Raw genomic sequence first — 13,076 nt, 5'->3', positions numbered from 1 at the left:
GGCCTCCCCGGCATCCGGACGGACGTGCCCCGGGCGCTCCGCGTCGCGCCGATCGAGCGTGATCATGCCGATCATCGCTCCGTCGAGATCGATCACGAAAAGGCCGGGGCGCCGGCCGGGCACCTCAGGCACCGCGCGTTCGAGCTCATCACGCGGTCGAGGCCCGCCGACGTACGTGCCCACCTCCGGCGAGGCGAACAGCTCGATGAACGCCGCACGGTCCCGGGCATCGGCCTCGCGGAGCACGAGCCGCTCGGTCTTGATCGGGGCAGGCGGCCAGGCGGCGGGTCCGTGCTCGGTCATGGCGGGCAACCTATCGCACCGACACCAGACCGGCGGCGGTCACCGTCCGCGCATCAGGTCCTCGTCAATCCGGCACCAGGCGTGGCCGGTTGTGCTCCAATCCATCACGCTCGTCGCGAAAAGTGATCTCTCGATCGCTGAACGTCAGTAGGGGTGCTTGGATGTTCGTCTGCGCGGGGAGCGCCGTTTCGTCTCGTCCAAGGGGAGAGCTATGTGGACTGACGCCTATGCGCGGCCGGACGGCACCCGGGCCCCGTGGGTGGGGTCGGCGGTCTTACCGGTCCGGGCAGCGGCCAGGAGCGGGCCCGTCTCGCTCCCCACCGGGGTACGGCGGTGACGCGGCGCAGGCCGAATGCCCGGCGCCGGACTCCGGTGGTACGGCGCGGTCGCGTCACGGGGCGGCGGGTGCGCAGGAAGCAGACAGCGCGGATCGAGGGCATGGGTGCTCTGGTCGTCGCGGTGGTGGGGGTGTCGGTCGCGGTGGCCGTGTTCCGGTGGCTTGCGGCGCACTGGTGGGTGTTGGTGGTCCTGGCCGTACTGGCGGGCGGAGGCTGGGCTGCGTGGGCCCACTGGCGGGGGCAGCGGGCGCAGTGGGCGCGGGTGAAGGAGCGGGGGCTGCGCTATCAGCTCTCACAACTGGATGCCCTGCATCACCGGGAGTTCGAGTACGCGGTACGTGATCTGATGCTGCGGGACGGCTGCGCGGATGCGGTCCAGGTCGGCGGGCGCGGCGACAACGGCGCGGACGTGAAGGCCACCGACCCACTCGGCCGGCGGTGGGTCATCCAGTGCAAACACAGGAAAGCAGGCTGGTCCGGGCCCGCGGTCGGCACCCCGGACCTGCACGTCCTCAACGGCACCGGCCGCCAGCTCCACGGCGGGGACGTCATCGTCCTCGTGACGAACGGCCGCTTCAGCAACCAGTGCCCGCCGTACGCGGCATCGCAGCGCCTGCACCTGGTCGACCGGCGTCTGCTGGCCGAATGGGCGGCCGGGAGCCGACCTCTGTGGGAGATCCTCAACCGCCTTCCACCGCCCCGGAAACCCTCTCCGCTGTCCTGAGCAGCCACCCGCGTTCACTTCGCCTGCGGTCGCTCGGAACTACCGCCGCGCGCGAGGCCCCACGCCGGTTGTTGACGAGAACATCGAGGCCGCCGGTCGTAGCGGCTTTATTCCCGCCGGAACGCGTGTCCGTCGAGCGGATGGGAAGTGTACGAGCAGCGGTACGCCCCCGGGTGCCGCTTCGCCCGGCTGCCCGGAGGTTGGCGTGGAGAAGGCCCATGGAGCAAGCCCGCGCCGGCCGGCCGACGCGTTGGGGATGGCGCCGGAGGAAATGCGCCGGCTCGGTCATCTGGTCGTCGACCTGGTCGTCGACCACTTCGAGACCCGGGCGGACGGGCCGGCGATCCAGCAGAGCACGCCTGAGGAACTGCGGGCGGTCCTGGGCGGTCCGGTGCCGCGGGTGCCGGGCGACGCTGATGCCGCGATCAGGACCTTGGTGGGCACGGCGCTCGCCAACATGCAGCACGGCGACCACCCGCGGTACTTCGCCCGGGTGCCGGGGCCGTCCTCCTTCGCTGCCGTGCTCGGGGAGTGGCTGGCCACCGGTCACAACGCGATCGCGACATCCTGGGGAGGCGGGTCAGGTCCCACGACCGTCGAACTCGTCGTCATCGACTGGCTCCGCGAGTTGCTGGGCATGCCCGACGGGACCGAGGGCATCCTGGTCAGCGGCGGTTCGCTGGCGAACCTCACCGCTTTCGCGGCGGCCAGGGCGGAACTTGGTGACGGGGTCGTCTATCTCACCGACCAGACCCACTCCTCCATCCCCCGCGGCCTGCGGGCCCTCGGGTTCCCGCCCGACCGCGTACGGGTGCTGCGGAGCGACGGGGGCCTGCGGATGCCGGTCGGGGAACTGGCGGCGGCGGTCGCCGCCGACCGCGCCGCGGGCCGCCGGCCCGTCATGGTGGTAGCGACCGCCGGCACCACCAACACCGGGGCTGTCGACCCCTTGCCGGAGATCGCCGATCTCTGCCGGGCGGAGGGCATGTGGTTCCACGTCGACGGCGCCTACGGTGCCCCCGCCGCGCTGAGCGCCGCCGGCGCAGCCGCGCTGGTGGGCATCGAACGCGCCGACTCGCTCGTCATCGACCCCCACAAGTGGCTGTTCCAGCCGTACGACGTGGGCTGCGTCCTCGTCAGGCGCCCTGGGGCGCTGGAGCGCGCGTTCTCCATCGACGCCGAGTACCTCAGGGACACCTCGGCCGCCGGCGGCGAGGTCAACCTCCGCGACCGGTCACTGGAACTCAGCCGCCGCTCACGCGCGCTCAAACTCTGGCTGACCTTCACGGTGCACGGTGTGGAAGGAATCAGGTCGGCCATCGCCCGGGGAATCGCGCTCGCCGAGTTCGCCGAGGGCCGGCTGCGCGCCGACCCCATGTGGGAGGTCGTCACCCCCGCCCGACTGGGAGTGGTCACCTTCGCGCTCATCCACGGGGCGGACGGTACGCACGCGGCTCGCGCGGCCGCCCTGGCCACGAGCGGCTACGCCGCCGTCACCTCCACCACCGTGCGTGGCCGCAGCGTCCTGCGCCTGTGCACCATCAACCCGGCCACGACCGAGGACGACATCGTCCGGACCCTCGACCGGCTGGCCGCCCCCTGACATTCACGCCGCGGGCTTCGAGACTGTCCGTTTTTGTACATGCCCTGGCCGCGATGTACAACAGCGGTCCTGGCCTCGCCGCATACGTTGAGAAGCGGGAGAACCGCATCACCAGGGTGCTCCGGCCCGCGAAGGAGACCTGAGGTCTCGTCGCCTCTATTCGTTCTGGAGCTCTCTTGCCGTACGACGACCTCCGCGCCTTCCTGAACACCCTCGACACAGAGGGCCAGTTGCTCCGTGTCACGGAGGAGGTGCTCCCCGAGCCGGACATCGCGGCCGCCGCCAACGCGGTGACGCGGTGGGGCGACCACGCACCCGCGCTGTACTTCGACAACATCAGCGGCTTCACCGACGCGCGCGTCGCGATGAATGTGCACGGCTCGTGGGCCAACCACGCCTTGGCGCTCGGCATGCCCAAGGACACCGGAGCGAGAGAACAAGTGGACGAGTTCATCCGGCGCTGGGAGGACTTCCCCGTCGCCCCGGTGCTGCGCGAGGACCCTCCGTGGGCGCAGAACACCCGGGAGGGTGACGCTGTCGACATCTTCCAGGTCCTGCCGCTGTTCCGCCTCAACGACGGCGACGGTGGTTTCTACATCGACAAGGCCGCCGTGGTCTCCAGGGACCCCGACGACCCGGAGGACAGCGGCAAGCAGAACGTCGGTATCTACCGGATCGAGGTCAAGGGCAAACGCAAGCTGGCCCTGCAACCGGTACCCATGCACGACATCGCCCAGCACCTGCGCAAGGCCGAGGAACGCGACGAGGACCTTCCCGTCGCGATCGCCGTGGGCAACGACCCCGTCATCTCGATCGTCGCCTCCACACCCCTGAAGTACGACGAGAACGAGTACGAACTCGCCGGAGCGCTACGAGGCTGCCCAGCGCCCATCGCCAAGGCACCGCTGACCGGCCTGCCCGTGCCCTGGGGCTCCGAGGTGGTCATCGAAGGAGTCGTCGAACGCCGCAAGCGGGAAATCGAGGGCCCCTTCGGTGAATTCACCGGCCATTACTCCGGCGGCCGCAAGATGCCCGTACTGCGCGTCGACCGGATCTCCTATCGTACCGATCCCATTTTCGAACACCTCTACCTCGGAATGCCCTGGACCGAAATCGACTACCTCATCGGCCCCAATACCTGTGCGCCGCTCTATCAGCAGCTCAAAAGCGAGTTCCCCGAGGTCCAGGCGGTCAACGCCACATACACGCACGGACTCGTGGTCATCGTCTCGACGGAAAAACGGTACGGAGGCTTCGCGAAAGCGGTCGGCACGCGGGTCCTCAGCCTGCCTCACGGCCTTGGTTACGCGGCTACCGTCATCGTGGTGGACGAGGACGTGGACCCCTTCAACCTCCCGCAGGTCATGTGGGCCCTTTCGACCAAGATGAACCCGTCCGGCGATCTGGTCCGAGTTCCCGGCCAGCCGATCATGGAGCTGGCTCCGCAGCCGGAGCACCCCGGCATCATGGACAAGCTCGTGATCGACGCGACCACCCCGGTCGGCCGGGACCGTCGTGGCAGCTACGGCAACCAGGTGCGCGACCTTCCCGAAATGCGCGAGTGGCTCGCGAAACTCCAGCGCATCGCGGCCGGCCGTACCGCCCCCGCACAATCCCAGGGGGCATCCTGATGACCGGTCACATATGCCCGCGCTGCGCCCATGGCGTTCTCGAGGAGCTCTTCCTCTCCCCTGTCCCGGGAGTGTGGGAAGTCTTTCAGTGCGTCCGTTGCCATTATTGCTGGCGAACCAGCGAACCTGAGCGGCGCACACAGCGCGACTCCTACCCCGAGGAATCGAGAATGACGGTGGAGGACATCGAAAACGCCCTCTCGGTTCCCCCCGTCCCGCCCTTGCGGTCCTAGGGAACGACTTCGTGTTTCACCAGCTCCGCCCGGCCAGGGAAATGACGTCAGGATCATCATGAACAACAGCTCGGCCCGTCCCCAGGTCCCCACCTCCAAGGGAGCCGTCCGAGGCATCGTGGAGGCGGGCGTCCATGTCTTCCGTGGCATCCCGTTCGCCCAACCTCCCGTCGGGGCCCTGCGGCTCGCCGCACCGGAGCCGGTGGCCCAGTGGGAAGGCGTGCGCGACGCCGGGACATTCGGCCCCTGTTCTCCTCAGTCCGCCTTTTCGGTGTCCGCGAATGCCGCCACCCCTGGGGGCTTCGGCGGCGACGTCGCTGCCGGGACCGACGACGGGGGTTGGCTGACGCTGAACATCTGGACGCCGGACCTCGGTGCCGCGCGCCTCCCGGTGATGGTCTGGATCTACGGCGGCGGCTACACCGGAGGGCGCGCGGACGATCCCATGTACGACGGGACCCGGCTGGCCGGCGAGAACGGCGTTGTGATCGTCAGCATGAACTACCGCCTCGGAGCGGAGGGGTTCGGCATGTTCACCGGAGCCCCGGCCAACCGCGGTCTGCTGGACCAGACGGCCGCGCTCACCTGGGTGCGTGACAACATCACGGCGTTCGGCGGGGACCCGGCCCGCGTCACCGTATTCGGCGAATCTGCCGGGGGCGGTTCGGTCGCCGCCCTGCTGGCCATGCCCAGGGCCCAGGGGCTGTTCCGGCGCGCCGTGATCCAGAGCATGCCGAGCAAGTTCTACAGCCGCGAACTCGCCGAGCGTCTCGGCCACGCCATGGCCGACCAGGCAGGTGTGCCGGCCACCGCCGCCGGTATCGCCTCGGTCGGACCACAGGAACTCGCCGATGTCACCACCGCACTCGCCCAGCAGATGGCGGGCGATCCCGAGCGCTGGGGCGTGGAGGCCAACCGGCCGGTCAGCCCCGTCGTCGACGGAGACGTCCTCCCCCGCTCCCCCTGGGAAGCACTCGCCGCGGGGCAGGCCAGGGACGTGACGGTGCTCGGTGGCCACACACGTAACGAGTGGCTCGCCATCATGGCCATGAGCGGTCAACTGGGCGGCATGGACGAGGCCGTCGTGGAGGCGTACTTCCACGCGCTGACATCCGACGGCGGGAAGGCCTACCGCGCCGCCTTCCCGGACGCGCGGCCATGGCAGCTCTACGAGAAGCTGATGACGGACTGGTCCTTCCGCGCGCCGCTCCTCCAACTGCTCGACGCGCACGTAGCCGGCGGCGGCACCGCGTACGCCTACGAGCTGGCCTGGAAGACATCGATCTTCGGACAGCAGTTGGACGGGACTCCCCACGGCAGCGACCTCCCACTCGTCTTCGGCAACTTCCCGGCAGGCGCCTTCGGCGAGCCGACCGAAGCCGAGAGGGCCCTGTCGGCACGTATGCGTACGGCGTGGACCTCGTTCGCCGACAGCGGCACCCCGGGCTGGGCCCCCTACGATCCGGAGCGCCGCATCGCGAAGGTCTTCGATCTCGAGGACAGCGTGGGGCCCTACACCGGGCAGGTGAACCTGGCGCTCTGGGCCGACACGGCGTTCGGTGCGATCCCCGCGCCCAAGGGCTGACCGACAACCGTACCCGCGCCTACCCGCGCCACCCGTGCCGTGGCCGCCCGCCGGGGGCTCCTTGCATAAGCTGGGTTTCACACATGGTCACGATGAGGAACAGCGAGGTCGCCGATCTCGCCTTCTGGCCGACAGCCGGCGCACCTCCCGGGGTGGAGGTGTTCCGTTGTTCCGCGCTGCCGCCCCGGGCGGAACGTCACGGCGTCGACCCGCACTCCGCACTCCGCCCGGACTTCCACCAGTTGATCGTCGTGCGCTCGGGCACACTTCGCTGCTCGGTGGATTTCACCGACCACGTACTGACCGACGGCCACTGGCTGTGGATCCGCCCGGGGCAGGTGCGGCAGTACCGTTCGAGCGTCGCCGAGGCCGAGGGCACCATGGTCCTCTTCCAGTCCGACTACCTCGACGCCGCCGCCGTACGGGCCGCCCGTCTCGACGAGCCCGGTCCCGGCCGCCCGCTCGATCTGCGTGGAGCACGGGGGACGACCGAACGTGACGTACTGGCGCTGCTGCAACGCCAGCACGACAGTCCTTCCACGCTGCCACCGGAGCTGTACGCAGCGACCATGCGCCATCTGCTCGCGGTGCTCGTGTTGCGCCTGGCCCACGCGGCGGGACGGCACGACGAGGTACGGAGGGGCGGGGAGGCTTTCCAACGTTTCCGTCTGGCCGTGGAATCCGACTTCGCACGAACCCGGCGCGTCGAGGACTACGCCCAACTCCTGGGCTACAGCGTCCGTACGCTCACACGCGTCACACACGCGGCCGTGGGATGTGCCGCCAAGCGCTTCATCGACGACCGTGTCCTGCTCGAAGCGAAACGTCTCCTCGTCCACACCGGGCTTGCGGCGCGAACCGTCGGGGAGCGGCTCGGATTCTCCGAGGCCACAACGTTCGCCAGGTTCTTCCGGCGACGCACAGGCATGACACCCGCCGACTTCCGCGACCAAGCGCGAGGGGTGACCGCGTCGCCCCCAGGAGACCACGTCTGAACGGCGTGGAAGCTACTCGGACTGGGCGGGCCCGGACGCCTGCGGCGTCTTCCTCTCCCGGCTCGCGGCGGCGTAGGCGACCGCGGTGAGCCCGGCCGCCCCAGCTCCCACACCGAGCGGCCACTCGATCGCGAAGTGCCGCAGGAGCAGCGCTCCGACATACGCTCCGAACAGCATCGCGGCGACGGAGACGAGCCGTCGTGTCAACTGCTGTGTCGTGATCACCCCGCGTGCCAGGTCGTACGCGAGGGAGGTGAGTGTGAGTGTCAGTACCGTGGTCCGCATTTCCGCCACCTTGATCCGGCTCACCTGCGCGTTACGCGTGCCCATGGCGAGTGCGCCCAGCACGATCACCGTGTAGCGCGGTCCCGGCCCGGATACGCCGTTGGCCGCCGCGACCCCGCAGGCACAGCCGAGCAGACAGGTCTCGACCGCGAGGGCCGCCAACAACTGCGACCGAACGGTCTTCATCAGCGGACTGAGCCACCCGACGATCGCGGTCGACACCAGAAAGCCACCGAGTGAGGCCAGGGACGCGGGGACGGAGAAGCCGGGTGCGCCTGCGGCTGCGAACCCCAGGATGACCACGTTCCCCGTCATGTTGGCGGTGAACACATGGCCGAGGCGGAGATAGCTCGATGCGTCCAGCAGACCGCTGAGCACAGTGAGCACGGTGAACACAGGGACGAGTGGATCAATGCGCTTCAACACAAAGCGAGCATAGGGCCACATGGTCTGCCATTCCGGACATGGGGCGCACCCCTCAACCGGAACTCGGTCGAGCGGACCGCGTGTCACTCGATCATGTGAGTGCCCGCGCTGGTGTGGCACGGGGCCCGTTGTCCGGTTCAGGCGCCGTATCGCGCAAGTGGGCCGGTGGGTTTCGCGTGACCCGGGTGTACGTCTCGTCGACGTCAGCGGGTTGCGGGTGGCCGGGAGCGTGCGCGCATCCATGGCTGAGAGGCACTTATGGGCACCATCGAGGACAACCTGATCGGCATGCGGAACGGGAAGTTCGGCGTGGAGCCGGAGTTGCTCCGCCCCACCGACCTCAGCCCCGCGGATGAAGCACACCGCGAAGCGCAGGGCCGACCACCTTGAAGTACTGCGAGCACGAGCCGGACGCCTCGAAGAGCGACGCCAGGAGCGTCGGCCCACCGACGCGGGCTGGCCGGTCACGAGGGGCTGACCACAAGGCGCTGGCCCCTCCGCCAGGACGTCGTTTCCTTTGGCGTGATCGTTCGTTGTGCTGGCCGTGGCGACTCTTGCCGAGTGGCTGGTGCCGGTGTTCGGGTCGGCCTGGCCCACCATCTGCCGGCGCTTGCCAGTTCCGCCACAACCGTAAAGCGAACGCCACGGACAGGTGGCGCGGATGGAGCCGAGATGAGCCCTGCGACCGGCGAGAAGCGACGCATCGATGTGGAAGGTACCGAGATCGCGGTTGTCGAGGCGGGCCAAGGCGACCCGATCGTATTCCTCCACGGCAACCCGACCTCCTCGTATCTGTGGCGCAATGTGATGCCGCACCTCACCCCGCTCGGTCGCTGTCTGGCACCCGACCTGGCCGGAATGGGCGACTCCGACCCGCTACCCGGGCGCGGCATGCGACTGGCCGACCACGCCGCCTTCTTGGAGCGCCTGTTGGAGCGGCTCGACGTTCGCGAGCGCGTCGTACTCGTCGTACACGACTGGGGCTCGGTGCTCGGCTTCGACTGGGCGCGCCATCACCCCGACGCCGTGCGCGGCATCGCCTACATGGAAGCGATCGTGGCGCCGTTGACGCCGACGGACTTCGCCGACGGCGGCGAGTTCATCGGACGTATCCGCGGCCCCGAAGGCGAACAGCTCGTCCTCGACGACAATGTGTTCATCGAGGGTTTCCTCCCCGGCGGTGTGCTGCGCGAGCTCACCTCGGAGGAGCTCGACACTTACCGCCGCCCATGGCGCGAGCCCGGCGAGGCGCGCCGCCAGATGCTGGTCTGGCCGCGCGAGCTGCCCATCGACGGCGAGCCCGTCGACGTCACCAATGTCGTCAGGGCCAACGCCGCCTGGCTCGGCACCACGCCGGTGCCGAAGCTGTTCGTCAACGCCGAGCCGGGCCAGTTCCTCACCGGCAACCCCCGCGAGCTGTGCCGCACCTGGCCGAACCAGCGCGAACTCACCGTTCAGGGAGTCCACTTCGTCCAGGAAGACGCCCCCGACCAGATCGGCACAGCCATCGCGGCGTGGCTGCGCGAGCTGCCCTAGGACGCCGTTTCGTGCGAGGCTCGATGCGGAGCGACACGTTGAGGTACGTCGCCTCTACGTCCACCGCAGGACGCGGCTACATGTCCGAGGGCCTTCGCCTCGTCGTGCGATTCGCCTTCACCGAACTCGGGCTGCACAGACTTGAGGCGAACATCCAGCCGGCGAATGTGGCCTCGCTGAACCTGGTCAAGCGTCTGGGCTTCCGCCGCGAGGGATACTCGCCGGGCTTCCAGCGCGTCAACGGTGTCTGGCAGGACCACGAACGATGGGCGCTGACCGCTGGCATGCTCCCGGCCGGACCGAGCGAAGGCACGGCGTGACTCCTGTCCTCCGGGGTTCCGGACGAGTACCGCGACCCCGGACCCGCTTGAAGGCGGGCCCGGGGCGTAGGGCCTGGAGCCGTGGGGAGGGGGTCAGCGGGTCACTGCGGGGTTACGCGCATGGTGAGGCCCCGGATTTCCGGGGCGAGGAGGGCGGCGAGGTACTCGCTCCCACCGTATTTGTCCTGGTACGCACCGTCTACCCGGTCATTGACCATGTCGTCGTCGACGTTCTCGATGGTCACCGGGTAACGCCGGGACTCATCGATGAACTCTGCCCGGCCGGCCCGCCGGACCCGGCGGTACCACTTGGATCCGGGGCCGTAGGCGGAGCGGATGTAGGGCACGTTGTCCACGACAACCGACCAGATCGGGGTCACGACCTCACCGCCACCACTCTGCTCGGTGGCGATCCGAACGGTGTCGGTGTTTGCGAAGTAATCAATGGCAGTCACGGTCACACCTTCGCGGCTGACCGGGCGGGCCTTGCCGATTCCGCCGACCGTGGGCGTTTCCGTGGGCCGGTGGCTGCCCCGGTCTCCACGAGCGGGTTCGTGGTACTGGTCACCGGGCGGGCGTCGTTCCACAGTAGTGACCATGCTTGAGCGAGTAGCCGTCCTGTCCGACATCCACGGAGTCCTGCCCGCCCTGGAGGCAGTGCTCGACGAACCAGAGGTCCGCGCCGCCGACCGCGTCGTACTCACCGGCGACATCACCGCCGGACCGCAACCAGCCCAGGTGCTGGACCTGCTGACTGCCCTCGGAGACCGTATCGCCTGGGTCAGTGGGAACGCCGACCGCGAGCTTCTCGAATACCGCGGCGGCCAGCGCGACACCATCCCCGACCCGATCGCTCCCTGGGCTGCCGAGCAGCTACGCAGGGACCATCTCGAACTCCTCGCCCGCTTGCCACCATCGCTCTCCCTGCCTGTGCAAGGCCTGGGGAAGGTCCTGTTCTGTCACGCCACTCCTCGGGATGACGAGGAAGTCGTCCTGGTCGACTCCCGTCTCGACCGCTGGCAAGAGGTCTTCAGCGAACTCGACGCCGACGTTCGCACGGTGGTCCTCGGCCATACCCACATGCCATTCGTCCGCCTCGTCCACGGCCGACTCGTCGTCAACCCTGGCAGCGTCGGCATGCCGTACGGGCGCACCGGAGCACACTGGGCGCTCCTGGGACCCGGCGTCGAGCTGCGGACCACGAACTTCGACATCGAGGCCGCGATCACCCAAGTGACCCAGGACTCCTCCTATCCCGAAATCGCCCAGTGGGCCGACTACTTCCTCCGAGCGCGCGCAACCGATGCCGATGCTCTCGCAGCCTTCGGTCCACGGGACGGACGCGAGCCGCGGATCCCGGATGCGTCCGGCTAGCCGCAGATCTCACGGGCGGGCGCCCCGTCGGAGTCTGAGGTCAGCGCGCGCGGCTCGGAACGGTACGTGCAGTTCGGCCGGGGCCCCGAGGCCGCGCTCCGCCGGACCGAAGTACTGACCCCGGCCGCTTCGCGTAACGGTCGCGCGCCTGCGCGTTGAGGGTCGCGAAGGCGCACAGAGCGTCGCCGAGTCGCATCCGTTGCAGGTATTCGCGCGTGAGGGGATGCCCGGTAGGGGTACGCATCGCTCCGAGTTCCACAGTCGGCGCGCCGGGGCCGGAGTCGAGCCGTTCCAACTTGGCTTACGTATTCAGCAGCCGCGCGGGGCGAAGACGGCGGCCTCCGCGTAGGGGGCCTCCGCGCACACACTGCGACGGTGGGTGCGGAGCAACATGACGCGTGCACGTGGGATCGCCGGTCGTCGAACCGGCGATCCCACGCGTCATTGACACTTCAGCACCAGGCGCCCGTCGGCCTCCTTCGGTGTCAGAACACTCGAATCGGGATCTCGGCGGGGTCGGTGAGCAGATCGAAGATCTCGTCGTCCAGCCGGACCAGTGTCACGGAGGCACCCGCCATGTCGAGCGAGGTGCAGTACTCCCCCACGTAGCTGCGCCTCACCTCGATGCCTCGCTCGGCCAGTTGCTTGTGGGCCAGGCCGTACACCAGGTACAGCTCACCGATCGGTGTGCCGCCGAGGCCGTTCACCATCAGTGCGACGCGGTCACCGGAGGAGAACGGCAGGTCATCCACGTCCGCGCTGACGAGTTCGCGCACCATCGCGTCCGCCGACTGGAGCTTCTCGCGCTTCCGGCCCGGTTCGCCGTGGATGCCCACGCCCATCTCGACGGCGTCCTCGGGCAGGTCGAACAGCGGCGAGCCCTTTGCCGGCGGCGTGCAGGCGGTGAGCGCCATGCCCATGGTGCGGGTGACGGAGTTGACCTTCTCCCCGATCCGGTACACCTCGTCGAGGTCCGCGCCCCGCTCGGCGGCCGCGCCGACGGCCTTCATCACGAAGAAGTTTCCGGCCACCCCGCGCCGGCCGACGGTGTACGTCGAGTCCTGTACGGCCACGTCGTCATCGATGAAGAGAGTACGGACGGTCACCCCGTCGGCCTCCGACAGCTCCTGGGCCATCTCGAACGCCATCCGGTCCCCGGTGTAGTTGTTGACCAGCAGCAGCACGCCCTTCGGGGACGCGACCAGCTTGACCGTCTCGTAGACGAAGTCGGCGGGCGGCGCGGAGAACACGTCGCCGGGACAGGCGGCGTCGAGCATCCCCTTGCCGACGGTCATCACGTGCGACGGCTCGTGGCCGGATCCCGATCCCTGCACGATGGAGACCTTGTTCTCCTGGGGGCTGTCGGCACGCATGATCAGGTTGTACTCAGGCACGTACTTCAGCGTGTCGGGGTTGGCCAGGGCCAGCCCCTCCAACATCTCAGCGACGTAGTCCTTCGGGTCGTTGACGAACTTCTTCATGTCGTAGCTCCTCCTGGTCCTGCCGATCCCGGGTGCCGGGAGTCGGTCCGGGCCCCCCGGCTTGGCGCCCCGGCCTGGCGTCCGCCGTCAGTCGCGCGCGTCCCACTCGGCGGCGACGCGCTCCGCCATGACCGCGACCGCCACCGCGCCCGGGTCCGGTGAGCCGATACTGCGCTCACCGGTGTAGCTCTGGCGGCCGCGTCTGGCCTGCATGGGTGTCGTCGCGTCGGCAGCGGCGCGGG

General features: G+C 69.1%; 14 protein-coding genes and 1 pseudogene. 10 read left to right on the top strand and 5 right to left on the bottom strand.

Features of this window, described 5'->3' with window-relative positions; genetic code table 11:
• Nucleotides 1-303: GNAT family N-acetyltransferase (locus tag QR77_RS39365; protein WP_040029463.1), on the bottom strand; the 303-nt coding region annotated here is incomplete at its 3' end.
• A gap of 438 nt (nt 304-741) precedes the next feature.
• Here QR77_RS39365 and QR77_RS39360 point away from each other — a divergent pair.
• The 6 genes from QR77_RS39360 (at nt 742) to QR77_RS39340 (ending at nt 7,412) form a co-directional block, all read left to right on the top strand.
• Nucleotides 742-1,365: a restriction endonuclease gene (locus QR77_RS39360; RefSeq protein WP_078877679.1), complete on the top strand. Its 624-nt coding sequence runs from the start codon at nt 742-744 to the stop codon at nt 1,363-1,365.
• A 205-nt stretch (nt 1,366-1,570) separates the two neighbouring features.
• Entirely contained in the window at nt 1,571-2,968 is a 1,398-nt protein-coding gene (locus tag QR77_RS39355) for an aminotransferase class I/II-fold pyridoxal phosphate-dependent enzyme (protein WP_201778865.1), read from the top strand.
• Between the two features lie 176 nt (nt 2,969-3,144).
• The gene (locus QR77_RS39350) at nt 3,145-4,599 is read left to right on the top strand and encodes a non-oxidative hydroxyarylic acid decarboxylases subunit C (RefSeq protein WP_040026707.1); all 1,455 of its coding nucleotides are present in this window, start codon (nt 3,145-3,147) and stop codon (nt 4,597-4,599) included.
• A complete protein-coding gene (locus QR77_RS49610; protein ID WP_078877678.1) occupies nt 4,599-4,832 on the top strand; it encodes a non-oxidative hydroxyarylic acid decarboxylases subunit D in 234 nt (77 codons plus the stop codon). The genes QR77_RS39350 and QR77_RS49610 overlap by 1 nt, the downstream gene beginning before the upstream one ends.
• A 58-nt stretch (nt 4,833-4,890) precedes the next feature.
• A complete protein-coding gene (locus tag QR77_RS39345) occupies nt 4,891-6,417 on the top strand; it encodes a carboxylesterase family protein (RefSeq protein WP_040026706.1) in 1,527 nt (508 codons plus the stop codon).
• Between the two features lie 83 nt (nt 6,418-6,500).
• On the top strand, nt 6,501-7,412 hold the full coding sequence (locus QR77_RS39340) for an AraC family transcriptional regulator (RefSeq protein WP_040026705.1): 912 nt from the start codon (nt 6,501-6,503) through the stop codon (nt 7,410-7,412).
• A gap of 12 nt (nt 7,413-7,424) precedes the next feature.
• Here the strand turns inward: QR77_RS39340 and QR77_RS39335 are convergent, their stop codons facing one another.
• Nucleotides 7,425-8,123, bottom strand: coding sequence for a YoaK family protein (locus QR77_RS39335; RefSeq protein ID WP_236711005.1), 699 nt, complete (start codon nt 8,121-8,123; stop codon nt 7,425-7,427).
• Between the two features lie 258 nt (nt 8,124-8,381).
• Here QR77_RS39335 and QR77_RS49905 point away from each other — a divergent pair, with 258 nt between their 5' ends.
• From QR77_RS49905 to QR77_RS39325, 3 genes and pseudogenes are all read left to right on the top strand, one after another.
• Nucleotides 8,382-8,513: a hypothetical protein gene (locus QR77_RS49905; protein WP_269084351.1), complete on the top strand. Its 132-nt coding sequence runs from the start codon at nt 8,382-8,384 to the stop codon at nt 8,511-8,513.
• Nucleotides 8,514-8,795: 282 nt separating this feature from the next.
• The gene (locus QR77_RS39330) at nt 8,796-9,659 is read left to right on the top strand and encodes a haloalkane dehalogenase (RefSeq protein WP_040026704.1); all 864 of its coding nucleotides are present in this window, start codon (nt 8,796-8,798) and stop codon (nt 9,657-9,659) included.
• 11 nt (nt 9,660-9,670) lie between these two features.
• Nucleotides 9,671-9,979, top strand: a pseudogene (locus QR77_RS39325) (GNAT family protein); the annotation flags it as partial.
• Nucleotides 9,980-10,080: 101 nt separating this feature from the next.
• Here the strand turns inward: QR77_RS39325 and QR77_RS39320 are convergent.
• On the bottom strand, nt 10,081-10,434 hold the full coding sequence (locus tag QR77_RS39320) for a DUF2255 family protein (RefSeq protein WP_160311007.1): 354 nt from the start codon (nt 10,432-10,434) through the stop codon (nt 10,081-10,083).
• A gap of 142 nt (nt 10,435-10,576) precedes the next feature.
• Between QR77_RS39320 and QR77_RS39315 the strand changes: the two genes are divergently transcribed.
• On the top strand, nt 10,577-11,353 hold the full coding sequence (locus tag QR77_RS39315; protein WP_040029460.1) for a metallophosphoesterase family protein: 777 nt from the start codon (nt 10,577-10,579) through the stop codon (nt 11,351-11,353).
• 485 nt (nt 11,354-11,838) lie between these two features.
• Here QR77_RS39315 and dhaK read toward each other — a convergent pair whose 3' ends face one another.
• Nucleotides 11,839-12,834 (bottom strand): dihydroxyacetone kinase subunit DhaK, encoded by a 996-nt coding sequence (dhaK, locus tag QR77_RS39310; RefSeq protein ID WP_040026702.1) that lies wholly within the window; start codon nt 12,832-12,834, stop codon nt 11,839-11,841.
• Nucleotides 12,835-12,921: 87 nt separating this feature from the next.
• On the bottom strand, nt 12,922-13,076 hold a 155-nt coding region (locus QR77_RS44535), incomplete at its 5' end, for a DAK2 domain-containing protein (protein ID WP_150130620.1).

Origin of the sequence: Streptomyces sp. 150FB, from assembly GCF_000818195.1 — a bacterium.
GTDB lineage: Bacteria > Actinomycetota > Actinomycetes > Streptomycetales > Streptomycetaceae > Streptomyces.
This window is presented reverse-complemented; position numbering and strand designations above follow the sequence as displayed.